Annotated in this window: 32 protein-coding genes; 7 read left to right on the forward strand and 25 right to left on the reverse strand. The window is 67.6% G+C overall.

The genetic code is table 11. The features are described 5' to 3' along the window. Nucleotides 1-3: 3 nt before the first annotated feature. From MNOD_RS11720 to MNOD_RS11825, 22 genes are all read right to left on the reverse strand, one after another. Nucleotides 4-1,116, reverse strand: a complete 1,113-nt coding sequence (locus tag MNOD_RS11720; protein ID WP_015929094.1) for a baseplate J/gp47 family protein — start codon at nt 1,114-1,116, stop codon at nt 4-6. Continuing rightward, entirely contained in the window at nt 1,103-1,675 is a 573-nt protein-coding gene (locus MNOD_RS41350; RefSeq protein ID WP_015929095.1) for a phage GP46 family protein, read from the reverse strand. The genes MNOD_RS11720 and MNOD_RS41350 overlap by 14 nt, the downstream gene beginning before the upstream one ends. Nucleotides 1,676-1,693: 18 nt before the next feature. Then, nucleotides 1,694-2,179: a phage baseplate assembly protein domain-containing protein gene (locus MNOD_RS41355; protein WP_015929096.1), complete on the reverse strand. Its 486-nt coding sequence runs from the start codon at nt 2,177-2,179 to the stop codon at nt 1,694-1,696. After that, on the reverse strand, nt 2,176-3,336 hold the full coding sequence (locus tag MNOD_RS11735) for a phage baseplate assembly protein (RefSeq protein ID WP_015929097.1): 1,161 nt from the start codon (nt 3,334-3,336) through the stop codon (nt 2,176-2,178). The genes MNOD_RS41355 and MNOD_RS11735 overlap by 4 nt, the downstream gene beginning before the upstream one ends. 10 nt (nt 3,337-3,346) lie before the next feature. Beyond that, on the reverse strand, nt 3,347-4,087 hold the full coding sequence (locus tag MNOD_RS11740) for a hypothetical protein (RefSeq protein WP_015929098.1): 741 nt from the start codon (nt 4,085-4,087) through the stop codon (nt 3,347-3,349). Beyond that, nucleotides 4,087-4,566: a DNA circularization N-terminal domain-containing protein gene (locus tag MNOD_RS11745; RefSeq protein ID WP_015929099.1), complete on the reverse strand. Its 480-nt coding sequence runs from the start codon at nt 4,564-4,566 to the stop codon at nt 4,087-4,089. Before MNOD_RS11745 ends, MNOD_RS11740 begins: the two co-directional genes overlap by 1 nt. A 7-nt stretch (nt 4,567-4,573) precedes the next feature. Continuing rightward, on the reverse strand, nt 4,574-5,140 hold the full coding sequence (locus MNOD_RS11750) for a hypothetical protein (protein ID WP_015929100.1): 567 nt from the start codon (nt 5,138-5,140) through the stop codon (nt 4,574-4,576). Continuing rightward, a complete protein-coding gene (locus MNOD_RS11755; RefSeq protein WP_015929101.1) occupies nt 5,140-8,406 on the reverse strand; it encodes a phage tail tip lysozyme in 3,267 nt (1,088 codons plus the stop codon). The genes MNOD_RS11750 and MNOD_RS11755 overlap by 1 nt, the downstream gene beginning before the upstream one ends. Nucleotides 8,407-8,476: 70 nt before the next feature. Then, complete coding sequence (locus MNOD_RS11760; protein WP_015929102.1) at nt 8,477-8,860, reverse strand: hypothetical protein; 384 nt, start codon at nt 8,858-8,860, stop codon at nt 8,477-8,479. Nucleotides 8,861-8,912: 52 nt separating this feature from the next. Next, nucleotides 8,913-9,284, reverse strand: a complete 372-nt coding sequence (locus MNOD_RS11765; protein WP_015929103.1) for a phage tail tube protein — start codon at nt 9,282-9,284, stop codon at nt 8,913-8,915. Between the two features lie 65 nt (nt 9,285-9,349). Beyond that, a complete protein-coding gene (locus MNOD_RS11770) occupies nt 9,350-10,684 on the reverse strand; it encodes a hypothetical protein (protein ID WP_198157595.1) in 1,335 nt (444 codons plus the stop codon). Nucleotides 10,685-10,980: 296 nt separating this feature from the next. Next, on the reverse strand, nt 10,981-11,241 hold the full coding sequence (locus MNOD_RS11775; RefSeq protein ID WP_015929105.1) for a hypothetical protein: 261 nt from the start codon (nt 11,239-11,241) through the stop codon (nt 10,981-10,983). Nucleotides 11,242-11,244: 3 nt separating this feature from the next. Then, nucleotides 11,245-12,015 carry a hypothetical protein gene (locus MNOD_RS11780; RefSeq protein ID WP_015929106.1) on the reverse strand — a complete coding sequence of 257 codons (771 nt, stop codon included), beginning with the start codon at nt 12,013-12,015 and terminating at the stop codon, nt 11,245-11,247. Then, nucleotides 12,015-12,404: a hypothetical protein gene (locus MNOD_RS11785; protein WP_015929107.1), complete on the reverse strand. Its 390-nt coding sequence runs from the start codon at nt 12,402-12,404 to the stop codon at nt 12,015-12,017. Before MNOD_RS11785 ends, MNOD_RS11780 begins: the two co-directional genes overlap by 1 nt. Before the next feature lie 9 nt (nt 12,405-12,413). Continuing rightward, the gene (locus MNOD_RS11790; protein WP_015929108.1) at nt 12,414-13,439 is read right to left on the reverse strand and encodes a major capsid protein; all 1,026 of its coding nucleotides are present in this window, start codon (nt 13,437-13,439) and stop codon (nt 12,414-12,416) included. Between the two features lie 76 nt (nt 13,440-13,515). Next, nucleotides 13,516-14,163 carry a head decoration protein gene (locus tag MNOD_RS11795; RefSeq protein ID WP_015929109.1) on the reverse strand — a complete coding sequence of 216 codons (648 nt, stop codon included), beginning with the start codon at nt 14,161-14,163 and terminating at the stop codon, nt 13,516-13,518. Nucleotides 14,164-14,213: 50 nt separating this feature from the next. Next, entirely contained in the window at nt 14,214-15,599 is a 1,386-nt protein-coding gene (locus MNOD_RS11800; protein WP_015929110.1) for a S49 family peptidase, read from the reverse strand. Nucleotides 15,600-15,620: 21 nt separating this feature from the next. Continuing rightward, nucleotides 15,621-15,866 (reverse strand): hypothetical protein, encoded by a 246-nt coding sequence (locus MNOD_RS11805; RefSeq protein WP_015929111.1) that lies wholly within the window; start codon nt 15,864-15,866, stop codon nt 15,621-15,623. A 2-nt stretch (nt 15,867-15,868) separates the two neighbouring features. Further along, nucleotides 15,869-17,320 carry a phage portal protein gene (locus tag MNOD_RS11810; protein ID WP_244424712.1) on the reverse strand — a complete coding sequence of 484 codons (1,452 nt, stop codon included), beginning with the start codon at nt 17,318-17,320 and terminating at the stop codon, nt 15,869-15,871. Nucleotides 17,321-17,484: 164 nt separating this feature from the next. Then, the gene (locus MNOD_RS11815; RefSeq protein WP_244424713.1) at nt 17,485-19,434 is read right to left on the reverse strand and encodes a terminase gpA endonuclease subunit; all 1,950 of its coding nucleotides are present in this window, start codon (nt 19,432-19,434) and stop codon (nt 17,485-17,487) included. Continuing rightward, a complete protein-coding gene (locus MNOD_RS48950) occupies nt 19,397-20,002 on the reverse strand; it encodes a hypothetical protein (protein ID WP_015929114.1) in 606 nt (201 codons plus the stop codon). Before MNOD_RS48950 ends, MNOD_RS11815 begins: the two co-directional genes overlap by 38 nt. Before the next feature lie 147 nt (nt 20,003-20,149). Then, a complete protein-coding gene (locus MNOD_RS11825) occupies nt 20,150-20,296 on the reverse strand; it encodes a hypothetical protein (protein ID WP_157091433.1) in 147 nt (48 codons plus the stop codon). 784 nt (nt 20,297-21,080) lie between these two features. Between MNOD_RS11825 and MNOD_RS11830 the strand changes: the two genes are divergently transcribed. The 5 genes from MNOD_RS11830 (at nt 21,081) to MNOD_RS46380 (ending at nt 23,244) form a co-directional block, all read left to right on the forward strand. Next, nucleotides 21,081-21,362, forward strand: coding sequence for a hypothetical protein (locus MNOD_RS11830; RefSeq protein WP_157091434.1), 282 nt, complete (start codon nt 21,081-21,083; stop codon nt 21,360-21,362). A gap of 381 nt (nt 21,363-21,743) precedes the next feature. Further along, nucleotides 21,744-21,938, forward strand: coding sequence for a hypothetical protein (locus MNOD_RS46370; RefSeq protein ID WP_157091435.1), 195 nt, complete (start codon nt 21,744-21,746; stop codon nt 21,936-21,938). 407 nt (nt 21,939-22,345) lie between these two features. Continuing rightward, entirely contained in the window at nt 22,346-22,843 is a 498-nt protein-coding gene (locus MNOD_RS11835) for a Ros/MucR family transcriptional regulator (RefSeq protein ID WP_015929118.1), read from the forward strand. A 1-nt stretch (nt 22,844) separates the two neighbouring features. Further along, nucleotides 22,845-23,003, forward strand: a complete 159-nt coding sequence (locus tag MNOD_RS46375) for a hypothetical protein (RefSeq protein WP_157091436.1) — start codon at nt 22,845-22,847, stop codon at nt 23,001-23,003. 88 nt (nt 23,004-23,091) lie between these two features. Beyond that, nucleotides 23,092-23,244: a hypothetical protein gene (locus tag MNOD_RS46380; RefSeq protein ID WP_015929119.1), complete on the forward strand. Its 153-nt coding sequence runs from the start codon at nt 23,092-23,094 to the stop codon at nt 23,242-23,244. Nucleotides 23,245-23,294: 50 nt separating this feature from the next. On the opposite strand, the gene MNOD_RS11840 is transcribed toward MNOD_RS46380, so the two are convergent. Beyond that, nucleotides 23,295-23,669: a nucleotidyltransferase domain-containing protein gene (locus MNOD_RS11840; RefSeq protein WP_015929120.1), complete on the reverse strand. Its 375-nt coding sequence runs from the start codon at nt 23,667-23,669 to the stop codon at nt 23,295-23,297. A 477-nt stretch (nt 23,670-24,146) separates the two neighbouring features. Between MNOD_RS11840 and MNOD_RS46385 the strand changes: the two genes are divergently transcribed. Beyond that, nucleotides 24,147-24,308, forward strand: a complete 162-nt coding sequence (locus MNOD_RS46385; protein ID WP_015929121.1) for a hypothetical protein — start codon at nt 24,147-24,149, stop codon at nt 24,306-24,308. Between the two features lie 29 nt (nt 24,309-24,337). Here MNOD_RS46385 and MNOD_RS11845 read toward each other — a convergent pair whose 3' ends face one another. After that, nucleotides 24,338-24,547 (reverse strand): hypothetical protein, encoded by a 210-nt coding sequence (locus tag MNOD_RS11845; RefSeq protein ID WP_015929122.1) that lies wholly within the window; start codon nt 24,545-24,547, stop codon nt 24,338-24,340. Between the two features lie 270 nt (nt 24,548-24,817). After that, entirely contained in the window at nt 24,818-25,033 is a 216-nt protein-coding gene (locus MNOD_RS11850) for a hypothetical protein (RefSeq protein ID WP_157091437.1), read from the reverse strand. A gap of 402 nt (nt 25,034-25,435) precedes the next feature. Here MNOD_RS11850 and MNOD_RS11855 point away from each other — a divergent pair, with 402 nt between their 5' ends. Continuing rightward, nucleotides 25,436-25,942 (forward strand): Ros/MucR family transcriptional regulator, encoded by a 507-nt coding sequence (locus MNOD_RS11855; RefSeq protein ID WP_015929124.1) that lies wholly within the window; start codon nt 25,436-25,438, stop codon nt 25,940-25,942. Nucleotides 25,943-25,973 lie beyond the last annotated feature (31 nt).

Here is a 25,973-nt window from a genome sequence, read left to right on the forward strand (position 1 = left end):
GCCCTAATCCGTGTAGGAGATGAGCCCCGGCACCGGGAGCTGACCCGGCCCGAAGACGAGGTCGTCGGCGGGCGTGACGAGGCGGTGGCGGTCTTCGCCCGTCGCGCGCGAGATGGCCTCGGTGAGCCAGGAGCGCGAGAGGGCGAAGGCGCCCTTGGTCGGCTTGCCCGGCTCGGCGCGATCGACGAACACGGCCTCGACCTCGGCGGCGATCGCGTCGCGGATGTCGGGTGTGTCGGGGGAGAGGCCCGCGATCAGGAGGTTGATGTGGTGCGCGATGGGGGCTGACACGAACACCCGGGCGGTCACGGGACGGCGCACGCCGTCGTCGATGTGGGCCTGAACCGTCGCAACCTGGGCCGCGGTCGGGATGCCGTTCGGCTGGTCGGCGACGGTGAACATCACCCAAACCGAGCGCGCGTCGTTCGAGAAGCTGTCGACCCAGACCGCGCGCACGACGCCCGGTAGCGCCTCCGTCACCCAGGCGATGTAGTCGCCCTCCGCCCCGCCATGGGGCGGGTTGCGCTTGCGGGCGAGCACCCGGGCGCGCAGGGACTCCAGGTCCTCGGCGTCGATCCCGCCCGAGAGGCCCGACCCGTCCTCAGCCGCGACGACGGTGGCAACGGTGCCCAGCGCCTCGGGCGCGTCGCTGTCGGGCGAGAGCGTCAGTTCGGTCCCGGCTGCGACGTTCCCGACCTCGCCCACGAGGTCGGCTTCGACGTAGAGGGTGACCGAGTTGCCGGCCGCGATGGCCTGCGCCAGCGTCGTATAGGTGAGCCCGTCCTCGCGGACCCACGTGAGACCCGCGGGCACGACGAGGCCGGGCGTCGCCGCGACTGTGACCCGTCCGAAGGCGGTCTGACCCGCGCCCTGCGCCAGCCCCAGCTCGAAGGCGTGGCGGACGAGCCAGATCTCGTCCGCCGTCGAGGCGAACATCTGCTTGAACAGCCACGCGCGGCGCTGCTCGTGCTCGAAGTCGAGGAGGGCGAGGACCTTGGCAAACACCGTGAAGGTGTTGGCCCAGACGAGCGCGACCGCCCCCTCGACGGCTTGCGTAAAATACTTGCGCGCCTGTGACCCAAGTTCGGCGAGCGAGCGGATGTTATAGCCCGCCATCGCTGCGCCCCCAAAACATGTCGAATCGATCGGAATAGACCTTGCGACCGTCACGGCCGTAGAGGTCGACGAACAGCATCAGGAGGTCGTTTTCCAGAATGAGGTCGTAGCCCGTATCAATGCGGGCGACCGCCCTCTGCATGAGGAGCGGATTGAGGGCACGCTTGGCCTCGGCCGCGACCTGCATCGCGATCTGCGCGGACAGCGTCTCGCGGCGGTAGAGCCAGACCTTCGAGCCGAGCGGCGCCTCGCCATTCGCCGTGTCGACGTCAAACCCATCCCCGACCCAGCCGCGCCGATCGCCGCGGTGCTCGGGCCGAAGCTCATGCACTTCGACGCGGCAGTCCGAGAACAGCAGCATGATGGTGGCGGTGCGCAGCGGGTTGGCTGCAACCAAGCCGCCGACCGGGCCGTCCGCGGCCCGCGTCGAGACCCTGAAGTCCCCGACCACGCCGCTTTCGCCCCGCCCGGCCGGGGCGCCGTCGATACGCAGCCAGACGATGTCCGGCGGCAGCACGACGACGCGCGCGTCCGCGAGCGGCGTGATGGTGAGCTGCATCGAGCCGGTATCCCTGGTTCAGACCGCATAGACCTTGGACGCGCTTCCCACGGCGATGTCGCCGTCGCTGTCGAGGTCGTCCTTGCGGTGGACGAGCTTCGCGCCCGACTTGCCGCCGAGGTAGACCGTGCCCTCCAGCACGATCTCCGGGGCGACGATGTGGACCGCCTTCGAGTGCACGACCCGGATGTTCTGCTGGACCAGCGAGACGATCGAGCCGTTCGCGTCATAGAGCGCGGTCGAGCCGACCTCCCGGTTCTTCGGGCGGTGGTCGGGGTGCTCCAGCCCAAGCACCATGTTGAGGCGGCGGCCCCCTTCGGGACCGCCGCCGAACTGCACCCCGAGCCCGTGCGCTCCTTTCGGCACGCTCGAATGGAAACCGAAAGGCTGAAGGCGGTGGACCCGTTTCAGCTCCTCGCCCGCGGGCCCCAGGAGCGTCGTGGTCTGCAGGTCGCCCTTGTCATCGGTCTCGACATGTTCGACCCGGAAGAGACGTCCGCTCACGGTTCCTCCTCGCCGCCCTGGTCCTCGCCGTCGGCGCCCAATTCGCTGCCGGTGTCGAGATCCCCGCTCGAGGAGCCGCCGCCCGACTTCGCGCCCCCAAGCGTGCGCGGCTCGACGAGGACGAGATCGGCATAGGTGCCGGCCCCCTCCCCCTCACCCATCACCTGCACGAAGCTGATGGTCTTGATCGCGAGGTCCTGGTCGAGGTCCTCGCTCGGCACCCGTGCCGCGACAAGGAAGCCGGGCTCCCACAGCTTGCCGCCGGCATCACGCCACGTCGCGACGCAAGGCGACGCGGTGACGCCGGATCCGGAGCGGCGCAGCTGCTGCCACTTCGCACGGCGCTTCAGTTCCTTGGCGGTGTCGGACCCCTCGTTGAACAGGATCTCGGGCCGGTAGCGCTCGACGCTCGGATCCTCTTCCCGCTCCTCCTGGCGCAGGGCCTTGCCGCCTGTGCCCCGGGCGGTCTGACCGCGCACGATGATCGGCGAGCGCTTGTTCTGGATCGAGAATCGCAGCTTCCACTTCGTGACCGGAGACTGCCCCTCGACGAGGGCGCCCGCGTGTCGGGTCTTGCCTGCGCGCGTGATCTTCACGGACCCGTCGGGCTGACCAGTGAGAAGCGCGCCGATCCGGCGCGCCTCCCGCTCGACCGTCTTGAAGAAGCTCTCGCCCGGGACGGTCTGTACGTCGCGCAGCTTCTTCAGCGGAATGTCGGCCTTGAAGCCGATGCCCCACTCGTCGAACTCGTCGCAGACCCCCTTGAGGTCCTTGTTCTCGACCCGGCCGGTCTTGTGCTTGGCGGGCGGACAGTCGATGGCATCGCCCGCCTTCGAGCGGCCCGAGACGCCGACCTCGCGGTGACCCTTCGCGCCGATCTCAACATCGTAATCGTCGACGTAACCGGTGCAGAGGAGATCGGCATCTCCGGGATTGAAGCTCCCGAAGCCTTGCCCCTCGGTATCGGGAGCGGTGTAGATCTGCACCAGCTTGCCGCGGCGCAGAAGGCGGGCCTGTTGCGACCAGGCCGGGTTCGTGGCCACGAGGCTGAAGGAGATCGCGGCTGCCTCGGCCGAGCGGGTTACGCTGACCTGCTGCCAGCCCTGCAGGGCCTGTCCGTCGACCACAAGGGTGACGATCTCCCACGTCGCGGACACGCGTCAGGCCTCACGGGTTCGGGGACAGCGCCTCGATCACGGGCCCCAGAAAAAGCGGGGTCCCAGAATTGTTGCGGGCGACCAGCTCGGCGCCGCGCGCCGGGTCGCCGTAGAGCGCCCAGGCGAGCGCCGTCGACGGCAGCGCGCGGGCGGCCTGGACGCGCACCACCGGCCGCAGGCTCGCGAGCTGCTGGGCCAGATAGGTGCCCGTCTCCAGCGCCACCGCGTTCAGCGCGCCGTAGACCTCCTGCCCGAGCAGCCCGGCGATGCGGTCGCCGGAGGCGTCCATCGCGGCCGCGATGCGCGCCCGTGCCCTCTCGCCGGAGGGACGGTCCGCAAAGGCGGACCGCGACTCGGCCAGGAAGGCCTCACCCAGGCAGGCGACCTCCATGCCGGTCGCGAGCGCCTGTGCAGCGCGGTAGGCGCGCGTCAGGACCGGCGAGGCCGTGCGGGGATAGGCGTCCCTCGCGCGCGCCGCAGCCGCGTACAGGCCGGTCGCCGCGTCGGAGGGGTTCGCCGCCCTGGCGAGATCCTGGACGCCCTGCGCCAGCATCCGGCCGATGGCGCCGACGTCGGCCATGCCGCGCACCCGGGGCGCCAGAACCCGGATGATCTGGCGAGCGCGGCGCCCAACCGGATCCGCTGTGGCCGCCGGGGCCGAGAGCGCTGTGGCGAGGTCGAGCAGGATCCGGGCGAGCGCCTGCGCGCTGACCGCGCAGGCGGCAAGCGCGCTCGATGGAATGTCGGCCATCAGCGGACCCCGAAGGCGGAGAGGGCGGAGCCGATCAGCCTCGGCAGTGTGTTGAGCACCCCCTCGGCAATGCGGTCGCCGAGGGGGATCGCCGGGAACCCGCCCCCCTGCGCGCCGGCCTCGCCGAACTCAAGATCGAACTGCACATAGCCCTGACTGTTCTTCTCGGCGGCACGGGAGCAGTTAAGGCAGCGGACCATGATCCCGGGCAGCATCGGCAGGATGAGCATGCCTGCGCCCGGCGTCGAGCAGACCTCCAGAAAGGCCATCGCGTCGGCGTCCACCGTATCGCCGGTGAGATACGCCTGGACCCGGAACTTCCAGGCCTTGCGGCCCATATCCTCGGTGCCGTGCGTCTCCGCCTTCGCGAAGGGATGGAACGCGACGTAGCGCCCGGCGTCGTCCACGGTCTCGCGGGACACATGGAAGGGCGTCCCGCGAAAGCTGGCTCCCGGAACGGTCTTCGGCCAATTGCGCATGCGATCCTCAGGGCAGGATCTTTGCGAGTTCCTTGGCGATCTCCGCCGGCAACTCGCGGTGCACCACCTCGTCGAAAGCCGCTCGCGTCTTGCCCCGGATCATCTCGGCCGGGATCAGCACGCCCGACTTGACCTTGCGGATGTGGCCGCGCCAGCGACCGCCATCCGTGTTCACGTAGACATGGCCGTTGAGCTTCTTGACCATCCGGCGGTTCGGGTCGCGGCCAGAGCGGCGGAAGCCGCCCGCGATCACGACCTTGTCGCCATAGACCCGCGCCACAACGCTTCCCCCCTCCTCCCGGGGATGGAAGTACTTCAGTGAAATATCCCCGCCGCGAGTCCAGATGTCGACGCGCAGCTTGTTCGGCGACGCCCGGTTCATCTTGACGGCCTTGACGATGATCCGCCGCGGCAATCCAGTTTGCTCGGGAAGCGTGGCGACGACGACGGCCTTCGTGCGGGTGCCGACGCGGTTGAGGACGAGGGCCTGGGCGCTGGGGAGGCGCTTGCCCATCACCTCCAGTGCCCGCGCCATGTCCATGACGCCGGTGGTACTGAGATGGATGGAGAGCATTAGATCCAGTCCCCCTCCGAGCGCGCCTGAGGCATCGACACGCCGACATCGGCCTTGATCGGACCCGACGTCGTCGCGCGCATGCCGCGGGTGCGCGCCTGCAGCCCCGGTGAGGCCGAGACCTCGACGAGGTGATGCGTGCGCAAGGACATGTCCCGCAGCGTGGCGGCCACGTTCTGGAGCGAGGCCGAAGCGTCGTCCTGCGCGGGCTTGGGCGGCAGCGCGCGCTGCATCGTCTTGGCGCGCTCGTCGTCCTCGCGCTGGAACCGGTTGTACCAGTCCCGCCCGAAGCCGCCGCGGCGCCGACTCGCCCCCGGAATGTCGGCCGGGATCTCGAACCGCCGCACGCCAAGCGCCGCCGCTTCCTCGGGCGTCGTGGTCTGGCGCAAGCGCCCCCAGAAGCCCTTGTGGCGGCCCTGGGTCATCTCCCAGTAGGCCGCCTCGAGCTGCTGCTGGTGGGTCGCACCGTGGACGTTAATGCCTGTCCCCGCGAGGATCTCGCGGCGCCGATCCATCTTCCACATGAACGACCCGTAGGACGTACCCCGGTCGCCGTAGCCGTGCGGCTTGAAGTTGTTCTCGCCCTGCTCCATGCCGACGAGGCCGGCGGCCTGGGCGGGCGTCGCGCCCTTCCCGATCCAGAAGTCGTAGGACTCCCGAGCTCCGGCCGCGAGCCAGTTCGGGGCGCCGGTGTAGCGATCCCGGCCGCCTCCTCTGCCACTCGGGAGGGAGGCATAGCGCCCGCTGCCGGAACCGACGGCACCGCCGCCCTTGCCGCCCGGCGCAGCCGAGGAGATCGAGGCGAGAGCGCCAGCGGCACCGCCCGCCGTGCCGCCGCCGAAGGAGGCGCGCTGGATCAACGAGCCGCCCCCGCCGAAGCCCTCGCCGGGCGCGAGGTTGATCGGCATGTTGATGCCCTGCGCGAACAGGGCCTTCATCCGATCGTAGATCGTCTGGCCTTGGCTCTGAACCTCGGACGCCTTCTCCTTGACGCCATCTGCGATACCCTGCCCGGCGGCGCGGCCGGCCTCCTTGGCCGGCTCACCGCCGAACCACGTCGGGGCATGGCTCTTCCACCACTCCTTGATCGCTGGGCCGAACTCACCCATTGGGTTCTGGTCGATCACACCACCGGTCGCCGGATCAATCGCGGTCGGGCCCTTCTCCTTCAGAACCTTCGGCAACTGTTCCGCGGTCGCGACGCCGGCGACTGCCGCGCCGGCCGCCACACCTGCCGCCGCCACGCCGCCGGCAAGGCCTACACCGGCCGCAGCTGGGGCGGCCGTGCCTGCCACCCCAGCCGCGCCACCCGCGCCCAGCCGCACGGCTGCGGCATCGAGCATGGCCGCCGAGTGGGTCAGGGCCGTTGCCGACCCAGAGAGGCCGAACCCGGTGGCCAGCTTGTAGGAGAGATAGCCCGCCGCCCCGAAGCCCGCCCCCGCAACCCCAATGCCGCCCGCAACCGCAAGGTTCGGGTGGTCCTTGGCGACGAGCGCGAGGCTCTGCACGCCTTCGGCAACCGACTTCAGTCCGACCGAGGCCTGCGCCATCAGCGGAGACGAGGCCGTGGTGATCAGGTTCTCAAGCGAGGCCGTGACCGCCTTGAACGCCTGTGTCGGATCCTCCGAGAGGTTCCGGGCATAGATCTGGTCGAGAGTTCCGGCCTTGTTGATGTTGACCTCGTCCTTGAGCAGACGTTGCACGGACAGCTTCTGCGTCAGCGCCTCGGCGAACAGGTTCGAGTTCGAGTTGCGGAACATCGTGCCGAGAGCTTTCGTCAGCTCCAGCTTGTCGTCGACGTTGACGCCCTTCTTGCGCAGGGCCGGCAGCAGCACGGTCTGGGCCCATTCCAGCGGGTCGGACAGGGCGAGGTTGGTGTTCTTGACCGCCCCGCCGGACCACGAGACGGCGTGACCGCCCTTCGTAATCGTCTTCTTCGGGTCGAGCAGCCCGAGATTGAGCCAGGCCTCGGCCTGCTTCTTGTCGTTTGCCTTGCCGAGGATGACGTTCCTGAAGGCGTTGGCCGCCGTGCCGGCGCGGTCGCCGCCGTATTCCGTCACCAGGGACGGCGCGATCTTGGTCAGGAATCGCTCGCTGTAGAGCGGCAGCGACGCCTTCGCTTGCTGGGCGAAGTTGACCGCCTCGCGCGGGTTGAAGTTGCCGCGCGTGAAGGCCATCGCGCGGATCAACTCGCCGGCCTCCCGCTGGAACACGGGCGTGTTGCCGGCCGTGCCGCGCATCTCGAAGAACCGGGCGAGCTTGTTGCCGAGCTCGCCCGCGCCCTCATGGATCTTGTCGCCGGCCGAGGCGTGCAGCACCGAAGCCGACTTCTGCATGAAGGTCAGGTTCTCGATCGCGTGGTGCAGATCACCGAACGCGCCGGTCGTCTCGTTGATGACCTTCAGGTTCTCCTCGAAGGTCGCGGTCGGCACCGCGCGGGTCGTCGCGCGCGAGGCCGCCTCGATCTCCTCCATCTCGTGGGCGGTGCGGCCCGCGTTCTTGAGCGCCACGACCTCGTGCTGGTAGCGAGCGCCGGCTCGCACAGTCTCTGACACGCCGTGCGCCACGGTGTGGGCGCCGACATAGCCCGAGGCCGCGGCGGCGGCCGTGCCGAGAGCGCCGTGCCGACGCATGTGCCGGGCGTATTCCTGCATCTCCCGGCGGTGGTGCGCCGCGGCCTGGGCCGCGCGCTCCTCGGCCGAGATCTGCTGGCGCAGCGCCTGTGTCGTGCTCTCGGTCGCAGCCTTCAATTGCCGCTGCCTGCCGGCAAGGTTCGAGAGATCCGCCCCAAGCGCGGTCGCAGCCCGCTCGGCGTGCTGCAGCGTCGCGGTCTGGGCGGCCACTGCCGCGGTCGCGACCCGGACCGACCGCTCGGCCGTCCGGTACTCCTTCCCGAGCTCGCGCACCGCCGTGCGGGCAGCCGCGGCGGTGCGGGCCTGCTCCGAGCCCTTGGTGAGACGCACCCCGTTGAAGGCAGCCGCCGCGGCGCGCGCCTTGTCGTACTCGCCCGCGAGCCGCGCCGCCTCGGCGCTGGCTGCCTTGAGGGTCGCCTGCGCCTGCTGCAGGCCATTGCGCGCGTTCATCGCCGCCGTGACGGCCTTCTGCGCCTTTTCGGTCTCCAGGAGCGAGCGGGCGAGCTTGTCGACCGAGGCCGAGACCTTCGATGCGTCCTCGATCTGCTTAAGCGCCTTGACGACATTGTCGACGGCAGCCGTAGCCCGATCCTCGCCAGAGAGGACCAGTTTGGCCTCGATGATGCTGCTCATCTCTTGCCCTGCGCCTTGCGCTCAGCCCTATCGACTGCGCGACTCCACCACCACAGCAACTGGCTGATGGTCATTCGGCCGATGGTGTCGGGCTGGATTCCGACGTCGAAGAAGAGTCGCTCGACGATGACGTCGAGCCACGGATCACCTGCGGATCGACGTCGAGGAAAAAATCCATGATCACGTCCCGCACCTTGCGGGTGTCGGACGCGCCGAGCAGCGAGAGGGTGATCGGGTCGCCCGGCTTTTCGCCTTCCGCGATCAGGCGCTCGGCATAGGCCTTGATGTTCCCGTACATGGGGACCGGGATCATCCGGTCATCGCCCCGCGGTGTCCAGACATAGACGTCACCAATCTCCATGATGTCGTTCCAGACCGGCTCCCGGAACTCGAGCTGGTGGATGACCTTGTGACCGGTAATCGAACGGTCGAGAATGACGATCTTATTTGCCACGGGAAGAGCCTGTGTTGAGGCGAGCCATATCGGCAGGAATCGACGGGGCAGGTCAGCGCGTGCGCGCCCAACGGTACTGGTCGCTTTCGAGCTTCAGGCCCGTGACCTCACCGTCCTTCGTGTTGATCTCCGGCTCACCATCCCAGCCAGCCGCAGTGAGGTAATGGACGACACCCGCGTCCGTCTCCTCGAAGGTGACGTCCGGCTTCTGGAGCAGCATCGTCTCGTCCCACGGGATGCCCTGCCCGCGGTCGAAGCTCAACTCGATCGAGGCGAGCTTCGGGGCAACCGACGAATAGGCCGACCCGTCCCAGTTCACGCCGTTCGCGTTGACGGCTCGCGCTGGTCTCACCTTCCCTTCGCTTCGGCCGGAGAACCGGCGGCCGCCGATGTCAATGGTGTAGCGCCCACCCTTGGTGTCCATATCCCGTGCTCCGGCAAGAGATCAGCAACGTCCAGGCGCGCGAGAGCGCGCGCCCGGATCGGCCGTCAGAGGCCCGACGCGTTCGCGGCGGTGAGGTTGGTGAAGATCGTCTCGTTGACCGCGAACACGCGCAGCGCCGCAGCAGCCGAGGCCGGCAAGTAGAAGTTGACCCGGTCGTTATCGTAATCGGGGTCGACCACGAGGTTCGCGGCGAAGAGATCTGGTTGGCGCACGACCCCGGCAATGTTGCTGAGTTCCACGTAGCCGTGGATCACCGTTGCCCGAAGCTGCGGAGGCGTCGCCACCCCCTGAATGCTGTTCGGATTGTCCTCACGGAGAACGTGCCGCGGGTAGGTCCCGAGCAGCTTCGCCTTCATGTGGCGCTTCACATAGACCGAGATCATTACCTTCTCGATGTCGAGGAAGGTGGTGTCCGGCAGACCCGCGGCATTAGTCCGGTAAGTGGTGACGACCCGGTCAAGCGCGGCATCGCCGGACGCCGTGAAGACCAGCGCGCTGATCCCGTTCCGGTAGAGAGAATCACGGTCCGCAATGCCGAAGACTGCCGCCGGATCCTTGGGGGGGCGAACGCCGACAAGCACGATGGTCTGCATCGGCCGGGCGATCTCGATCGCCGTCTTCAACTCGCGGCCGAGGTTTTTGTAGAAGGCGATCGCGCCGCCGAGAGCGCCCGCGATGCACCAGGGCGCGGTCGGCACCTGGTTGATGCCGAGCACCGTGGCGTGGCGGTCGTTGCGGGTCACACCGAAGGCAGTCAGCGTCGACAGCGTGCCGTTCTTGACGGTGATGTAGTGCCCGTCGAGGCCGACGAGGGGGGCAGCGCGGCCGGTACCGGTGTCCGAGAGGAAGTCACCGGCCGCATTCAGATCGGACACGCTGCTGTATGGTGTCGTGATGAAGTCGGCCGGGCGATTACCGAGGCAGGCGAGCACGCTCGCCATATCAGGCAGGCCAGAGCCGCCGGTCATCGCCGTGATGGTCACGGTGAGCCCGGCCGGGTCGACCTCGTCGCCGTCGAGGCCTGCCTCAATGCGTAGGTCGTTCGCTTCCGCGCCGGTGTGGCGAGCTGTGAGGATGATCTTGCCGGTGTCGGTGCCGTCAATGGTCGCGACGACCGGGGCGCCGAGGCGGCGACCGAACTTCACGTAACCCGCGTTGATCTTGGCCGCCAGGGCAGCGGCGATCGTCGTCTTGGTGTCGTTGACCCCGACGCCGACCTGATATCGCTCACCACCGATGTAGCGCACGAGCGCGCCTGCTGCGGTGGCCGTGCCGTTGATGGTGATGGCGCCCGCCGCTTTCTGACCGCCGGAGGGATCGCCGACGTCAACGTACCACATCTCGCCGAGCGGGTTCATCGCCCGGGCATAGGCGATCATCTCCGCCCCGATCGATCCGACGCCGCAGAGTGCGTTCGGATCGGTAGAGCCGATATTCACGGGGGTCAGCGGCTGCGAGGCGCTCCCCGTGAGCGAGCGCCCGAGGACGTATTGCTGCGAGGGTCCGCGCGCGGTCGGCGGCCCCGCATTGATCTCGGCGGCGAAGATCGGAACCCGGATGTCGCCCGGGACCTGGTTGAACGCGACCTGGGAGGCGGCCATCGGGTTTCAGCTCCAACGAAAAGGCCGCCCCGGGTGGGGCGGCCTTGGGGTGGGGTCAGGGGTTGATGGCGCGGTCAGCGCCGGGGTCGAAGAGGGGCGCCTTCGAACGTCGGCGCTGTGGCTGCATCGCCCGTGGGCGCCGCGGTGCTTGCGGCCATGCCCGAGGCCTGAACTCCCTCGTTCGGCACATCCTCGGCGACGATGTCGCCGCGGCGCTCCAGCAGCGCCCAATGGGGGGTCCAATCGAGGACAAGCCCCTCGGGTGGGAGATCGCGTCCGCGTTCGATGTCGGGGATCACCGCGCCCGGTACGGCCGGCTTGATAAGCTTCTTCATGGGTCAGCCTTGGTCGAGCGGCACGATGATCGAGGTTGAGGGGGGATTCTGCTCGGGCGGAATCACCGGCTCGCCCTCAACGAGCGGCTGGGGCGCGATCGTCATCCCGACGGTCAACGGGCGCGGCGCAGGCTGACCTGCAACGGGCGGGTACTTCCCGGCGATCAGCGCGCAGGTCTGGTAGCCCGAGGAGCCGATGGGCATGGCTTCGCAGACGGTGCGCAGCGGATCCGGCAGGGCGCGGAACTCCCCAGGCCGGGCGTCCCACACCGACGCCGCCTCGTCTCCGATCAGTTCGACGTGTACGGTCAGCAACCGGATCGCGAGCTTCTCGCCGATGTCTTCGGTCGCGAAGCGCTCGCTCTCATAGCCGGTAACCCGACGGATGACCTTGCGCACGAGGCGGCCGGCGCTCGACCCAGCAAGCCAGAGGATGCGATCCTCCAGCACGTCGAGGATCGCCTCGGCCTCTCGGTCGGTGACAGGCGTCCCATAGCCCAGGAACTCGCCGGCCTCGTCGAACTCGACCGTACGCAGCGCGATCTCGAAGGTGAGGCCGGCGCTGTCGTCGAAGGGCGGTCCGCCGTTCTGGGGGTTCCACGCGCGCCCCCTCGAATCCTCGGTGGTCAGGATAACGACGGGATGGGGCTCGCGCGCGTTGAAGTTGCCGATGCGGCTGTCCCAGATGCAGTCCTGGCAAATCGTCTGGAATACAGGATCCGCGAGCATTCCCTGGTACATCGCGAGGCGGGCTGCCGTGCGCTTCAGGCTCATCAGGCGGGCCTCAATTGCAAGACGGCGCGGTCGAAGCGGCCGTCGAGGACCTGACCGACAACGAAGCGCTCGCCGGTCTCCCGGCGCTCGAGGAGGTCACCCTCGCGCACCTCCTTGAGCAGGTTCGCCTTGGCAACCGTCACCCGGGGCATGGCGGAGACCATCGGGCGCGTCATGTTGAGGGACACGTTCCGGTCCCGCGCCCGGACGTCCTCGGCCGAACCGGAGAACCGGCCGAGGAAATCAAAGGCGAGGCGGGAGGGATCCGGGACGTGGCGCGCCGAGCGATCCCCAGCAGGCGCCATGCGGGGCGAGAGCCGGAAGCTCTCGCCCCACTGGCGATCGACCGCGGCCGCCACGCGGGCGCGGCGCTGCGCGGTCCTGGACATGGCCGCCGATCAGTTGTTGGTGCTGACGCCGGAGAGCAGCGCCTCTGGCCGGGTGCAGATGCTGATGGCGTTCATCTGCACCTCCATGTTCCGACCTTTACCGTTCTCCTTGCGCCACTGGCGCGCGTAGCGCGGCAGTCCGATCGTGTTAACCGTCTCCTCGTAGTCCGCCGGCGCGAAGCGGGTGATGAAGAGGTCCTGGACGCCGACCGGGATGAAGCGCACCTCCTCCGACCCGAAGAACGGGCCGTTGGCCGAGGCGGTGGCCTGCGTTCCGGTCCGGTAGCGCTCGAAGGTGATGCCGCCGAACTCGAAGCGGAAGACGTGCGCGTTGCCGCGCAGCTCGGCTGCCTGGATCGTGTTAAGGTAAGTCTCACGCACCGTCTTGTGGGCGAGCAGCTTCTTCCAGAACCCGTTGCCGCAGAAGGCGTGCAGCCCCGACATCATCATGCCGTCGAGCGCCGCTTCGACCTGATCAATTACGTCGAAGCAGACCATGCGGACGTCGGTGGTGGCGATGTCGAGGTGGAACTCGATCGGGTCGGGACGCGTCAGCCCATACATCTGGTACAGGTCGAACATCGTGTTCCCGTACTTGTCGGTGATGAGTCCCTTGAGGCAACCGACCCGCTGGTGCTCGAGCGTGACGTCGAGAGCGCGCGTGTGCTTGCCCATCTTGCTCTCGACGAGACGCTCGACGGTCTCGACCTGAGAAGCCTGCCCCTCGGCACCGAACGCGCGGACGCCCTGCACCTCGTCCGCCATCACGCTGTCGTCGCGCTGATAGTGCGGCACCGGGAAGGCGCGCACCTTGCGCTTCTCATTATCTGTCGTTTCGCCGACTCCGCCACGCGGCGTCGGTGCGACAAGGGCGAGGGTGCCGTTCATCTCCTCGACCATGACGGTCGTGGTGGTGACGCCCTCTTCCTGGAAGATGCCCGTCGCGCCGATCTGGCCGGGCACGAAGGGCTGCTTGTTCACCTTGGCGGTCATCGAAACGACCGAGAAGGCGTCATTCTCGAAGATGTTCAACATGGACGGGGGTCCTCTGAAACGCAGAAGGCCGCCCGTCAGGCGGCCGGATAGAGGGGACTGGCGAGCGGGATGCGCGTCAGCGGACGATGATGCCGAGGGCTTTTAGCTCGGCGACCTTGGCGGCCACCTCGCCCGGCTGATCGACCGAAGCGTGGTAGACGAGGCGGGCGCCGTAGACCTCGGCGTCGCGCGCAATGGCGGCCGCCAGGACATCGACGGAGGTGGCATCCACGCGGTGGTAGAGGACCGCCGCGGCCTGGGCGCTGCCGTTCACGGCCGCGAGATCGGTGGGCACGTACTTGCCCGATCCGGCCGCGATCGTGATGTCAAAACCATCACCGCTGGCGAACGGGGTCCCGCCCGCCGTGATGGTGAAGCCGAGCGGCCCCGCGAAAGCGACACCCGTGCTGCCCTGCCCGACCTCCTCGCCATCAGGGTCGACGACGACGAACTTCGTCGCCGCCGTGAACTCGACCCGGTAGACGCCCGGCTGGACGTTGGTGCCGGTGGTCACGGCCGAGATGGTGCCGTTGCCGGCATTCCCCGCCTTCGCCGCAGCCGTTGCGGCACCCGAGGTGATCCGTCCCAGCACGGTGCCAGGCATCAGGACGCCAGAGCCGGACGCGACGGTAATGTTCTCGCGCGAGCGGTAGCCTTCGGCCTCGGACTTGAGGAATTCGGCGGTGTGCCGACCCTCGGTGAACGTCGGATAGGTGGGGAACATCGCTGGACCTCAAGATCAGGGGTGGCGGGCAGCAGGCGCGCGGAAGCGATTCAGACGTCCTTCGGACGGCGGGCGGCGTAGATCGCATCGGTGTCGATCACGGCCTTCTTCGGCTCGGGCGAGGTGGTGGCCTCGGGGTCGAGCACCAGCGGCTCGCGGGCGGACATCCGATCGGCGAGGCTGCCGCTCTTGGTGAGGCCGGCGAGCGCGCCCTTCGCGGCGTCGGGCGTCATGTCGGTGGTGAGCGCGAGGTGGCGGGCACTCGCCTCGCGGCCCTTCGCCTCGTCGCAGCCAAGGATCGCCGAGATGCGCTCGCGTTCGGCGGTGGCGCCGGCCCTGGTGCCTTCGGCGAGGCCTGCGGCGTGACCTTCGGTTCGCGCCTTGTCGAGGTCGGCCTGGGTGAAGCCCGAAGCGGTGGCGCCGGGCACGGTCTTGTCGTCGCTCATGGAAGCTCCATTCGATCGCGACTGGGTGGAGCGCCCGGCGGGCGCGGCGGAGAGATCGGCGAGCACCTCCTCTAAGGTGCCGACCGCGTCGACGAGGCCGGCTGCGACCGCCTCCTCGCCCATGAAGCAGCGGGCCTGTGTGCCCCGGATCTTCGTCTCGTCGAGATTGGTGCGCCCCTTGGCGACCGTCTCGACGAACTTCCCGTAGAAGCCCTCGACCTCGGCCTGCAGGTTGGCGCGGACGTCGTCGGGGAGTGGCTCGTAGGGGTTGGCGTCGACCTTGTGGTCGCCGGCGAAGATCAGGGTCGGCTTCAGACCCTCCGCCTTCAGCCACTCCGAGAAGTCGAGGTGGCAGAGCACGACTCCGATCGAACCCGAGATCCCGGTCGGGATGGTCACGATGCGGTTTGCCGCCGAGGCAATGGCGTAGGCGGCCGAGGCCGCCATGCCATTCACCAGCGCCGTGACAGGCTTCTGGGCCGCGACCTGGCGCACGACCTCGGCCGCCTCGAAGGCGCCGACCGCCTCCCCGCCCGGGCTCTCCAGGTCGAGCAGGATGCTCTTCGTCCGCAGGTCCGCCGCGGCCATCCGCATCTGGTAGGCGAACCCCTCGTAGGAGATCAGGCCCGACGAGGCGCCGACCCAGGCGCCGCGATTCACGAGCTCGCCGACCATGGTGATGATCGCGACGCCGTCGGCTGTGCGCCGGAACGGCAGAGGCCGGCGGGTGCCGTCCTCTGCCATCGGGTACTCGCCGTAGAAGCGGCTCGCCCGCGGCGTGTGGGCCTCGATCGAGCCGTCCGCCCGCTCCTGGCTGCGGAAGAGCTGCACGCTCTCGCCGGCATCGTGCTCGACGCCGCCCACGTTGCCGAGGGCGGCCGGGCCAGCGGCCATGCGCGAGAGCAGGAAGACCGAGATCGTCTCGGCCGCGGAGGGCGCGAGCAGGAGCGCCCGGTTGTAGAACCGGCCGGCGACGCGATGGTACTGCATGGGGCCTCTCGGTCGGGCCGATCAGCCCGCGGTGAACGCGAACCGCCGGGGCTTGCCCAGCGACCTCGCGGCGCACTGCGCCTCCGCATCCGCGAGTTCGGTGCGCAGAAGGTCGATCTTGGGAGCGGTGAACCAGACGTCCTCGTCGACGTCGCCGTTGCGGAAGCGGATGCGCTGCTCGTGCTGACCGCTGAGGAGGCCAAAGTAGGCCGTGCGCAGCGCGGTCGCGCGGGCGCACGGATCGGTCCAGTCGACCGCGTCGGCCATGCTCAATCGTCCTTTTGCGTGACGAGCTTGTCGGAGACGGTGTCGGGCACGGTACCGGCGCCATTCTCGGGCAGGCCGTACTCCTCCCGCATGTCTCGCTCGCGGGCGCGCTGCCGGTAGACGTCCTCGATGTCGACGCCGAGGTCGTTGGCGATCATCTCGTCGGTCATAACGCCCATGTTGCGGTAGGTCTCATGGGCCTTGGCGGTCTTGAGATCGTCGGCCTGGGGCTTCGGCGAGCCACGCCACTCAGCGCGGCAGGCGGCGGTGCGGTTGGCCATGAAGCCGTCGATCCCACCTGGGAACGGGATCGCGCCGCTCTCGATCTCCTCCTCGAGCCAGCCCTCGTAATGGGGCTGGCAGAAGGGCGCGACGATGTTCCGGCGGCGGTAGAGAGTGATCTGGAAGATCTCACCCGTCGCCATTCTGACCGACGAGTAGGTCGCGTTCGTGTAGTCGCCGGTCCCGCTCTCGTAGGTCAGGCCAAGGCAGCGGAGGAGTTCGCGAAGCAGAAACAGCGCTTGGTCCTTGTAGTCGGACGCGGATCCTTGCGCTGAATGGAACGTGAGCTCTTGGCCGGGAAAGAGGTGCGCGAAGCGACCCTTCTCCCCAAGGTCGATCGTCGTGCCCTTGTACCAGCCATCCTGCATCGACGCCCAGCAATCGAAGGCCGTCAGGCCTTCGCTGTGCATCCGCGCCTGTTCCTGGGGGGTGAGGAGCCCTTTGAGCACCTCCTCGGTCGGCTCGTTCGACTTCACGGTCGCCGCGAAGACTGCGCGGATCAGCGCGGCGGTCAGCGTTGCGTCCGCGAGCTGGTCGAACTGGCGAGCGACCTGGAGCGCCGGCACCAGGGGCGAGATACCCCGGTACTGACCCGCGACGCCGTCGAAGACATGACCGATGCGCACCCGCCCGCCGGCCTCGCGCGCCCTGACCTCGATCTCGACGTCGGAGAGGCCCTGGCGGCGCCAGAAGATGTAGGATTGGGGCGCCCAGTCCTGATCCATGCGCACGCCTTGGACGAGGCGAGGGTACTCCGACCGCTGTGATAGGCGGTGGGGCGGAATGAGCCGCACCTTGGTGCCGTACTGTCCTCCAGGTCGGGTCTTCCACGCTGTTTCGGAGACGATCTCACCGGGCGCGAACCAGCCGCGGAACGCGGCCGCCTGCAACTGCCCGAAGCTGCGACGGCACTCGATATCGCACTCGTAGGGGTTCCGTGCCCATAGTTCGAAGCGCTGCTCGATCAGCCGACCAAGCTTGCTGGCCTCGCCCTCGGTGAGACCGAGGGCGACGGCGTCGGGCAGCGCCGAGAGGCGCAGGCCGGTGCCGACGGTGTTGGCCACTGCCTGGTCAACGGCGCCAGCGACCCACCCGCTGTTGTGGATGATGTCGTTGGCGCGGCCCGCTGCCCGCCACCACGCCTGCTGGACCTCATCGGAGGCGTCGCGCACTGGCGGGTTCCAGCCGCGAAACAAGGGTCCATGGCCGCCTCGCATGTAGCCGGACGCCCACGACGGTACGGATGCTCGCGGCTGTGGCCGGCTGCCGGAGACGGCCGGCACGCCGCTCGGCATCGAGCCCTGCCGGATCCGAGGCACAACCGACACCATCCGCATCACCTGCCGTTGAGGCGCGCCGCGCGGGCTGCCATGCGAGCCGCGAGCGTCTCGCGGAGGGACTTCTGGGCCACCACGGCCTGGGGCGGTCCGGCGGGCGCTGGAACCTCCGGAACCGGCTTCGGGGGCTCCTCGAAGGGCACCTGTGGTGCGCTCCCCGCCGCCGGCAGCGGCGGGGGCGCAGTGTCGTCCCAGTCCCGCATGACGCCTTCCGGGATGCGCTGCACGTTCAGCAGGTAGCCGGCCGCAGCCGCGAGTGCCTCGCAGTCGAGGAAGTGGTTCTCGGCCGAGATCGGCGTCCAGACTGGCTTGCCGGCGACGATCTCCCGGACCTCCGAGACGAGCTGCTGACAGTACCGGGCCGGCACGTCGGAGGGCACGTGGAGCGAGCCCGGCCGGCCGATCGGCGTCAGGAGCCGCGAGGTGACGAGGCTCTTGAAGAAGTCCGAGTCGAGGGTCGCCAGGTCCACGCTGAAGCGCGCCGCCCTGCCCTTTGCGTCGACCTCATGCTTCTTCACCGTCAGCGGCTGCGTCCGGGTCGCCCTGCCCTTCGTCGGGCTGACCAGCCAGTCGTAGCGCCGGCAGAACTCGTAGACCTTGTGGACGTCGCCGGCGTCGGGCTTGTCAGGCCTGAAGCCGGAATCGATCAGCGCCTTCTCGATGTGGAGGCCCCCGTAGGCACTCGTGAGTGCGTCCGCGAGGTCGTCCCAGATCTCCTCGCCATCGGTCGGGCCAAGCAGCTCCTCGGCCTCAATCAGCCAGGAGGCGCCGCGGGCGCCGAAGCCGCGCACCACGTAGTAGATCGAGCGCCTCTGGACGTCGATGCCGGCGACGAGGCGCATCACCTCACGCGGCACCTCGCCCAGCCGGTAGGGCACGATCTTCGCCCGCACCGATTCCGCCTTCGGCGCGTTCATCGGCGCTTCGGCGTAGACCTCGCCAGCCTTGTTGACAGAGCCCTGGATCGCCTCGTGGTCGCTGGTCAGGCGGGCGAGCATCAACTCCTCGACCCGCTCGCCCCAAGTCACGAAGGGCGAGGCGAGGCCCGAGACCCACAGCGACAGGACCGTGGAATCGGGAGCCTCACCCTCGACCGCACCGTCCGGCCGGATTGTCTGCCCGGGCGCGACGAACACGCCACGCGCATTCATCTCGGGCTTCAACTCCTCGGTGATGACGCAGCCGTGCACCGGGCAGCAGAGGAACGTCTCGCGGCGCGCTTGCGCGGGCGTCGCGTCCTTGGGGGCCTTCAGGTCCTTGAGCCGCGGGATGAACCATTCCGAGCAGGACGGGCAGCGCCACGCCCAATGGTGGCGGGTGCCGCTCTGCCACTTCACCCAGATCGGGCTGTCGAGGACGGAGGGGTCCGCCACCTTCCAGAATTCGAGGCCCGAGCGCTCGCAGCGCTCGGTCTCGACCCGACCACGCTTCGGGGTCGAGGTGACCGCAATCTTGCGGTCCGCATAGGTGTCCGCGCGCGCCTTGGCGAGGGTGAAGGGATCTCCCTCGCCCCGCACGCCGCGGAGCATCTTGTCGTACTCGTCGATGTAGACGTCGCCGGCCTGATCCGAGGCCAGCGAGGTCGCCGAGCCGGCCCAGGCCAGGCGCACCGACACGCCGTTGACCGTCTTCCGGGTCTTCTTGTTCCGCTTGCCGCGAGCGACGAGGCCAGCGAGCCGCTCGGCCTCGTCGAACAGCTTCATGAGCCGGGGCTCGAACTGCTCGGAGACGAAATCCTTCGAGGGGCCCACGTAGAGCTGCGGGCGCGGCCGAGTGTCGAGCCGCCAGCCGATGACGTCGAGGATCCCGTCCGTTTTGCTCGACTGAGTGCCCGTGATGAGCGCGCAGACCTCGTAGCGCGGATCCTCGAAGAACCGCTCGAACGGGATGATGTAAGGGGTTAGCCCAGGGTCACGAGAACCGGGTACGCCGGCGCTGAGGGGATACACGCGGTTTGCGCGTGCCCACGCGTCGGGGCTTGTCTGCGGCCTTGGCTCCCACAGCTTCGCCAGCCGGGCCAGCGCCGCCGGCCGTGTCTGCAGCTCGCTTCGCAGCCGCTCCGAAAGCGTCATCGATGTGCGTCTCGATCTGCCGGCGAAGCGCGAGGTCCTTCGTCACCCGCGCGGGGATGCTCATGAGGTCCGCCCGGAGTGGCCCGGCGAATTCGTCCACGATGGCGAGCGCCTCGGCTCGCGCCTCGTTGATGAGCGCGCCGGAGCGCTCCTCGAGGCGCATGTCGATCTCCTCGGCCCGCTTGTCCTTCAACCGGCTCTCGCCGGCCGACTTCGTGGCCCGCCGCTGCTCGTCCTGCAGGTACCGCAGTCGCGCCACCAGGGCCTCGCGCAGTCGGTACCGGCCCTTGCCGTATCGCTTGATCACGCTGGCGCGGGCGAGCTTCAGGATCGTCTCGTCGGAGCAGTCCGCCCAGAGGCAGAGGGTCGTGAGCCCGACCTCGAAATCCATCCGCCCGTCATCGCCGACGACGGGGGTGAAGGGCTGCTCGGGGGTATCGGCCATCCACTCCAACCTGAAACTGCGGGAGCGCAGAAACGGGCGGGAGGCGCGCCCTTTTCGGCCGCAACCCCCTCTCTACTTGCTACGGTCCCTTAAGTTCTTAAAGTCAACCCCTCGACATCGATAAATCGCACTTTTATCTATCTTTTTTCATGAGGCTTGACTTCGATTGACCGACACCATCATGGTCTTGTCTTCAATCGTCTTGCGTCCAGCCCGGGCCAGTCTGATAACCCTTGCCATATCCTCGACGGCGGTGCGGGTGATGACGCCAGCCTCTCTGCGGGCGGCCTGCATGTCGCCTTGCAGGACGGCGTGAGCGGCGGCGGTGACAGCCGCCCGCCGCTCGGCACACCGGCATCCCATGCGCGTGATCCCAGCTGATGAAGGCCGCGAGGGGTGGAGGGATCAGGCTCGCGCGGACGGGGCCTTCGGAAGCCGGGTGGAGAAGCGGCCGGTGAGATTCTCGAATCGGTCATCGCGCGCGGAGTGCTCGACTGGGATTCGGGGTTTGACACGCTCACCAGCCGGGAGGGTCATCGGCCCGCGTTCGCTCACACGCTGGTTCAGCGGGTTGATCTTCATCAGGGGCACCGAGGGGAGAGGAGGCGCACCGGCTGATGTCGCGGGTGATCGCCTCGCTCGCTCGCGCCCCTTGAGGGGGTCGCGATCGAGGCGATCCGGCAGCCGTGCATCTCGTCGGGGCTGGAGGGGAGGCGTTGGCGTCTCCGCGCAAGGCGAGCCGTACCTCGGGCGGGACAGAGCCCGATTTCGTGTCGGGCGGCAAGTGCCGTGCGCTGAAAAACGGGCCAAAACCCGTTACAAAATTTTGTAACGCCCGTGAACGTTGTTTTCGTGTGTGGGATCAGAGGGTTGTGCCCTATTCGTGACCCCACGCTCTCGAAGGGAGAAATGCACCAAAACCCGTTACACCGATTTGGAACGCGGATCGGCCCGTGAACAGTGTTCTTTGCTTGACAGGTTTTCGGGGTGGGTCGGGATTCGGGGCTACGACGCGCTGCGATTCGCCCCGTGACGGGGCGTGACAGGCGGCGTGACGCGGATGCCAGGGGGCGTGACGATGGCGGATCCTGCGGGCATTCCGGAGCTGCTGCGGCGGCTCGCTCTCGACGCAGCGGAGATCGGGGCCGATCGCAATATGGACGTGGGCCTGGCGCTCACCGTGCTGGGCATCGACGTGACGGTGACCGGCGTGTCGCCCCGTACAGGCCAGAGCTACAGCGACCTGCGGCGGGTGAAGTGGTCGGAGCTCGAGTCGGCCGAGGAGTTGTCCGCGCCGATCTGCGAGGCGGTGCAGGCCGGCGTGGAGACCGTGACGGAGCGACTGAAGAGCCGGCGGTGAGGCACTTGATTCGGATTGCGGCTTACGTAAGTATTTGAGGCGCTGTTGTCCTTTTGAACATCTAGGTCGGTGAACATGGTATATCGCGTCATATATTATGAAGGCGAGGAAAAAGGGTCAACTCCACACGCTGGCCCTCTGCAGGATACAGTGGAGTTCGCAAAGGCCGGATTGATCCGTCACTCGGCCGACATGGCACGCATCATTGATGTCGACGGGAGCGGAGCAGAAGTCGAATCCGTTCGCCGCGACAACGAAGTCAGCAATACGAAATAACAAAGCACAGGCGCGCGGAACGCGCCTGTGCTACGCTCCTCCGGTTAGCGAGCGGCATCGTGAGATGTGGAGGCGCACCAGCCCGCCGGGGCAGGATGCTTTGCGGTGCGGCATGCGCGGCTGATGCCACACCTGGCCGAAGTCGTGCTGCAACTGCTTGGCAGCATGCTGGATCTGGTTAAGCCGATCGACCGCCAGCTTGGTGCGCTGTTCGTCTATTCTCATCTCCCTGCGCCGGTCAGTCCCATTCGATCCAGTCGCGCCCGCAGCGCCTGCAGTGACACTGCCAGCCGTGGTTGAGAGGCCACTCCTGGCGATCGGCGCCGTGCGCGAGGGTGCACCACACCGTTTTCAGCCACCTGCGCATCGACATCTCCAGGTGTGCCGGATCATGCCTCCGCCAAACTGCGGTCGCCAACTTCAGCAGCGCAGATCCGGAATGCCCCCTCATACAGACACTTGCCGTGATAGTAGCCCGGATGATGAATGCCTTCCCGCGCCACAACTGTGCTGCGGCGCACGTCGGCCTGACCCGCTGAATACGCGCGATAACAATCGAACGCAGCGACGGCGATCGGGCGCTTCGGAGTTTCTCATATTGCTGTCAGGATCGTTCCGTCTGCAAATCTCCTGTGAGTCCGTATCTACGGTATTGACAGGGCAACCTATCAGGATCAGGGGGGAACTGTTCGCATAGGAACAACAAGATGACAGACTCCGTCTCCACCAACTCCGTAGAACTCGCCAGTGACATCATCTCGGCTTACGTCTCGAACAACCCGGTGCCAGCCGCGAGCCTGCCGGAGCTGATCAAGGCCGTCTATGAGACGCTCAGCAACCTCACGAACCCGCCCGCGCCGGCCGTAGAGGAGACCCCCAAGGCGAGCCCGGCCCAGATCAGGAAGTCGATCACGCCGGACCACCTGATCAGCTTCATCGACGGCAAGCCGTACAAGAGCCTGAAGCGGCACCTCACCAAGCACGGCATGACGCCGGAGGACTACCGCACGAAGTTCGGGCTCCCGGTGACGTACCCGATGGTGGCCGAGACCTACGCGACCCAGCGTTCGGAGCTCGCAAAGAGCATTGGGCTTGGCCAGAAGCGTCAGGAGGCGGCGAAGGCGGCCGCCAAGGCCGCCACGCCTGATGCCATCGTGAAGGCGCCTGCGAAGACCAAGCGGCCGCGTAAGCCCGCCGCGGAGTAGCGTGAAGAGCCCCTTCTCACGAAGGCGACAAGTTGCGCCCACTCGTAGCCTGTCGCTCGCCTCGGCGCTCCTCGTGCTGCTCGGCGCGGTGATTGCTGTGATCGGCATCGTCTTCGCTGCGCAGGACTTTTTCGGCGGAGGGCTGCCGGTCCCGCGATAAGCCATGCTCTTGGCGGCAGAGTGTGGCATGCAAACAGCAGCTCAAGACACGGCGGGGCGCTACAGCGGCGCGAACCAGGACGCCGCCCTTGCACACCCTTCGTTTTGCTGTCGTTAGCTTCATCATCAGCACCCTCGTCGCCGCGGCCGCGATGGTGGCGATGGACCGGGATGCGCGTTACCGGCTGGCAGGAGCGCTGCAGGTCGCGCCGGCGACGCGGGTTGAGGCTCAGGCGAAGTAGCGGGCGGCTGCCTGCGAGCATTGCGCGCCTGAGCTCTATGCTTCTAGGCGTCATTTCGCGGGCGTCGGTATCAGGATCACCTTGCCGATCTGCGCCGTCGGGCTCGCGAGCCCCCTCTCGATCGCGGGCCACGCATCGTCCGGCGGATCGCAAGGATGACTATTGTGGGTTGATACGGGCCGCTCAACGAGGCGCCCCAGCTCTTCCGCCCAATCCTGCCACGCGGTCTGCACCTGTACGAAGTCGGAGATCAGGCTCCCGTCGCTGCCGTCGAGATTGGACCAGATGATATAGACATCGACGTCACTCAGCGGACCGAGGTCGGCCCGGGCGGTGCTGCCGAAGACAGCGATGCGCTCGATGGAGGCGTGCGAAGCAACGCGCTCGGCGAGAAACGACAGGATGGTGTGCTGGTCCGGCGTCATGCTCTCCTCGTCCCTCCTGATTTCGCGTCGAAGCCAACGCCGCTTCTCGGGCTGCCTGTGACGTATCCGATGGTGGCTGAGAGCTACGCGAAGGCCCGCTCCGAGCTCCCACAGGCCCGCTGGTCTTGGTCAGCGCCGCCGGAAGCTGCCGAGGCCCGCAAGGCCGCTGCCAGGGCGGGTGCTCCTGATCCAACGGTGAAGGCATCGGCCAAGCGGACCCGCAAGCCCAAGGCCGCCGCGTCCGAGTAAGTGCACAGCTCCTTCCGATCGCGACAGGCCGCGCGCAAGCGCAGCCTGACGCTCGGCTCGGCGGCCCTCGTGCAGATGAGGGCGCTGATCGCGGCCGCAATTGGCGGCAATTGGCTCTGAGAGAAGGCGCCGGGAGACGACCTGCTTCCGACGCGCCGCGGAACCCTAGCAGCGACTTGCTCTTGATGTAAGAGTGGCTCGCCCTGCCATAGCGACCGGAGCCTTCACATGGCAGACCTGGTTCTGGGCTTCCTGAAGACAGCAGCACTCGTCGCGTTCATCAGCCTGGCCGTGCTGCACGTTCATCTCGAGCGTAAGAGCGTTCAGCTACCTTCCAAGGCCGAAGCAACGCCCGCGCTCTCTCAAGCCGCCTACATCCCGCGCCAGTAGTTGTTTCTCTCCGGCCGGCGAGGTGATCCCTACCGGTGCACCGGCCCTTCCGCCTTGGCGGTGCCGAGGATGCACAGCGCGACGCCGATAACGCCCACGACCGTTCCGGCTGTCGAGTGGTGCATGTAGGACCAGTAGTAGCCCGGACCGCCGACCACCACGCCGGCCAGGGTGAGGACCAAGCCCTTCAGCGAGACTGACGGCTGCGTCGGTACCTGCAGGTTCCCGCTCACGTCCATCACGGACCTCCCTCGAGCAGTCCTTAAGCAAGCCAAAACCCAGAAGATGTCGGATGTGTGGAAGTTGACCGCGCGTTGTGGCCGCTCGCGCTCGGCGCACAAGCGGGCGCCGAGAGGATGAGCGCCCGCCAGCCGAGACGCGGCCGCTCCCGTCCGCGCGCATGCCGCGCGTCCGGCCTGCGGGCCGGAGCTGGCGGACACCTCGACCGTGTAGTGAGAGCGCCAGCTGATGCTTTCCAGCCGGTCCACCGCTGTGCATCCGCTCGGCCGCTACCGACCGTCGTCGCGGATCGTGATCAGACCAATTTCGCCACGCACCACATACCGAGGCGCATAGCCGGCACGCTCCAGCGCGCATATGGCGATGTCCTTTGGATTGGTAAAACCGTGATGCACTGCATCCTGGATTTGAACCAAGATGGTGGCCCTCTCTGCTGGGCTCAACTCGCGATACGCGTCGCGGAAGGCAACATTGACGATCGCCATGGCGACGATGTCAGGGCCCCGCGGACTGGCCGTGACCGTCACGAGAGGACACGCGCCCTCGCACCGGCCGCCCTCGCCAACTCCAACATGTTTGCCGTCCCCGTGCCGCCCGGGTAGGCCAAAACTAGATCAGGCTGCTCCTCCATCAACATCCTGATGCCGTCGGGCATCTGATTTGCAAGGCCCAGGGACGATGCCACTCACGGCCGTCCTCAGGGTCGCAGTGGGGTATCCTCGAAACTCAGGAGACCTCGTTTCCGGATGGTTTCGTGAGCATCGCGCGAAATGTCTGGTGCATACTCAAGGGTATCCGCTCACAAATCGCGTGTGATTCCGCGATCGTGGTGTTGACAGGCTGGTTCATCAAGCTCAGGGGGAAGCTGGTCGCATAGGAGCAACAAAATGACCGACTCCGTCTCCACCAACTCCGTAGAACTCGCCACCGACATCGTTTCGGCCTACATCTCGAACAACAACGTACCTGCATCCGAACTGCCGGCCCTGATCCAGAGCGTCCATGCAGCGCTCGGCGCTCTGGGGAAGCCGGCCGCTCCGGCCGTAGAGGAGGCACCTAAGGCGACCCCGGCCCAGATCAGGAAGTCTATCACGCCGGACCACATGATCAGCTTCATCGACGGCAAGCCGTACAAGAGCCTGAAGCGGCACCTCACCAAGCACGGCATGACGCCGGAGGACTACCGGGCGAAGTTCGGCCTACCCGTCACGTACCCGATGGTGGCCGAAAGCTACGCGGCCCAGCGTTCGGAGCTCGCCAAGAGCATCGGGCTTGGTCAGAAGCGCCAGGAGGCAGTGAAGGCGGCCGCCAAGGCCGCCGCGCCTGATGCCATCGTGACGGCGCCTGCGAAGGCCAAGCGGGCCCGCAAGGTCAAACCTGCAGCTGCCAAGTAAGGCGCAACAGATCGGCGCTGGCATTTTAGAA

It is taken from the genome of Methylobacterium nodulans ORS 2060, from assembly GCF_000022085.1.
In the GTDB taxonomy this organism is placed as follows: domain Bacteria; phylum Pseudomonadota; class Alphaproteobacteria; order Rhizobiales; family Beijerinckiaceae; genus Methylobacterium; species Methylobacterium nodulans.

Coding starts and splice junctions, on each gene's coding strand:
- MNOD_RS11785 (WP_015929107.1), bottom strand. CDS start 12,404: ATGTCCAGGACCGCGCAGCGCCGCGCCCGCGTGGCGGCCGCGGTCGAT.
- MNOD_RS11830 (WP_157091434.1), top strand. CDS start 21,081: ATGGCGGATCCTGCGGGCATTCCGGAGCTGCTGCGGCGGCTCGCTCTC.
- MNOD_RS11790 (WP_015929108.1), bottom strand. CDS start 13,439: ATGTTGAACATCTTCGAGAATGACGCCTTCTCGGTCGTTTCGATGACC.
- MNOD_RS11850 (WP_157091437.1), bottom strand. CDS start 25,033: ATGGCGATCGTCAATGTTGCCTTCCGCGACGCGTATCGCGAGTTGAGC.
- MNOD_RS41350 (WP_015929095.1), bottom strand. CDS start 1,675: ATGCAGCTCACCATCACGCCGCTCGCGGACGCGCGCGTCGTCGTGCTG.
- MNOD_RS11800 (WP_015929110.1), bottom strand. CDS start 15,599: ATGCAGTACCATCGCGTCGCCGGCCGGTTCTACAACCGGGCGCTCCTG.
- MNOD_RS11720 (WP_015929094.1), bottom strand. CDS start 1,116: ATGGCGGGCTATAACATCCGCTCGCTCGCCGAACTTGGGTCACAGGCG.
- MNOD_RS11770 (WP_198157595.1), bottom strand. CDS start 10,684: ATGATCGCCTATGCCCGGGCGATGAACCCGCTCGGCGAGATGTGGTAC.
- MNOD_RS11825 (WP_157091433.1), bottom strand. CDS start 20,296: ATGCAGGCCGCCCGCAGAGAGGCTGGCGTCATCACCCGCACCGCCGTC.
- MNOD_RS11765 (WP_015929103.1), bottom strand. CDS start 9,284: ATGGACACCAAGGGTGGGCGCTACACCATTGACATCGGCGGCCGCCGG.
- MNOD_RS46385 (WP_015929121.1), top strand. CDS start 24,147: ATGGCAGACCTGGTTCTGGGCTTCCTGAAGACAGCAGCACTCGTCGCG.
- MNOD_RS11755 (WP_015929101.1), bottom strand. CDS start 8,406: ATGAGCAGCATCATCGAGGCCAAACTGGTCCTCTCTGGCGAGGATCGG.
- MNOD_RS48950 (WP_015929114.1), bottom strand. CDS start 20,002: ATGGCCGATACCCCCGAGCAGCCCTTCACCCCCGTCGTCGGCGATGAC.
- MNOD_RS11845 (WP_015929122.1), bottom strand. CDS start 24,547: ATGGACGTGAGCGGGAACCTGCAGGTACCGACGCAGCCGTCAGTCTCG.
- MNOD_RS11745 (WP_015929099.1), bottom strand. CDS start 4,566: ATGCGCAATTGGCCGAAGACCGTTCCGGGAGCCAGCTTTCGCGGGACG.
- MNOD_RS11855 (WP_015929124.1), top strand. CDS start 25,436: ATGACCGACTCCGTCTCCACCAACTCCGTAGAACTCGCCACCGACATC.
- MNOD_RS11840 (WP_015929120.1), bottom strand. CDS start 23,669: ATGACGCCGGACCAGCACACCATCCTGTCGTTTCTCGCCGAGCGCGTT.
- MNOD_RS11750 (WP_015929100.1), bottom strand. CDS start 5,140: ATGCTCTCCATCCATCTCAGTACCACCGGCGTCATGGACATGGCGCGG.
- MNOD_RS11835 (WP_015929118.1), top strand. CDS start 22,346: ATGACAGACTCCGTCTCCACCAACTCCGTAGAACTCGCCAGTGACATC.
- MNOD_RS11780 (WP_015929106.1), bottom strand. CDS start 12,015: ATGAGCCTGAAGCGCACGGCAGCCCGCCTCGCGATGTACCAGGGAATG.
- MNOD_RS11795 (WP_015929109.1), bottom strand. CDS start 14,163: ATGTTCCCCACCTATCCGACGTTCACCGAGGGTCGGCACACCGCCGAA.
- MNOD_RS11740 (WP_015929098.1), bottom strand. CDS start 4,087: ATGGCCGACATTCCATCGAGCGCGCTTGCCGCCTGCGCGGTCAGCGCG.
- MNOD_RS11805 (WP_015929111.1), bottom strand. CDS start 15,866: ATGGCCGACGCGGTCGACTGGACCGATCCGTGCGCCCGCGCGACCGCG.
- MNOD_RS11775 (WP_015929105.1), bottom strand. CDS start 11,241: ATGAAGAAGCTTATCAAGCCGGCCGTACCGGGCGCGGTGATCCCCGAC.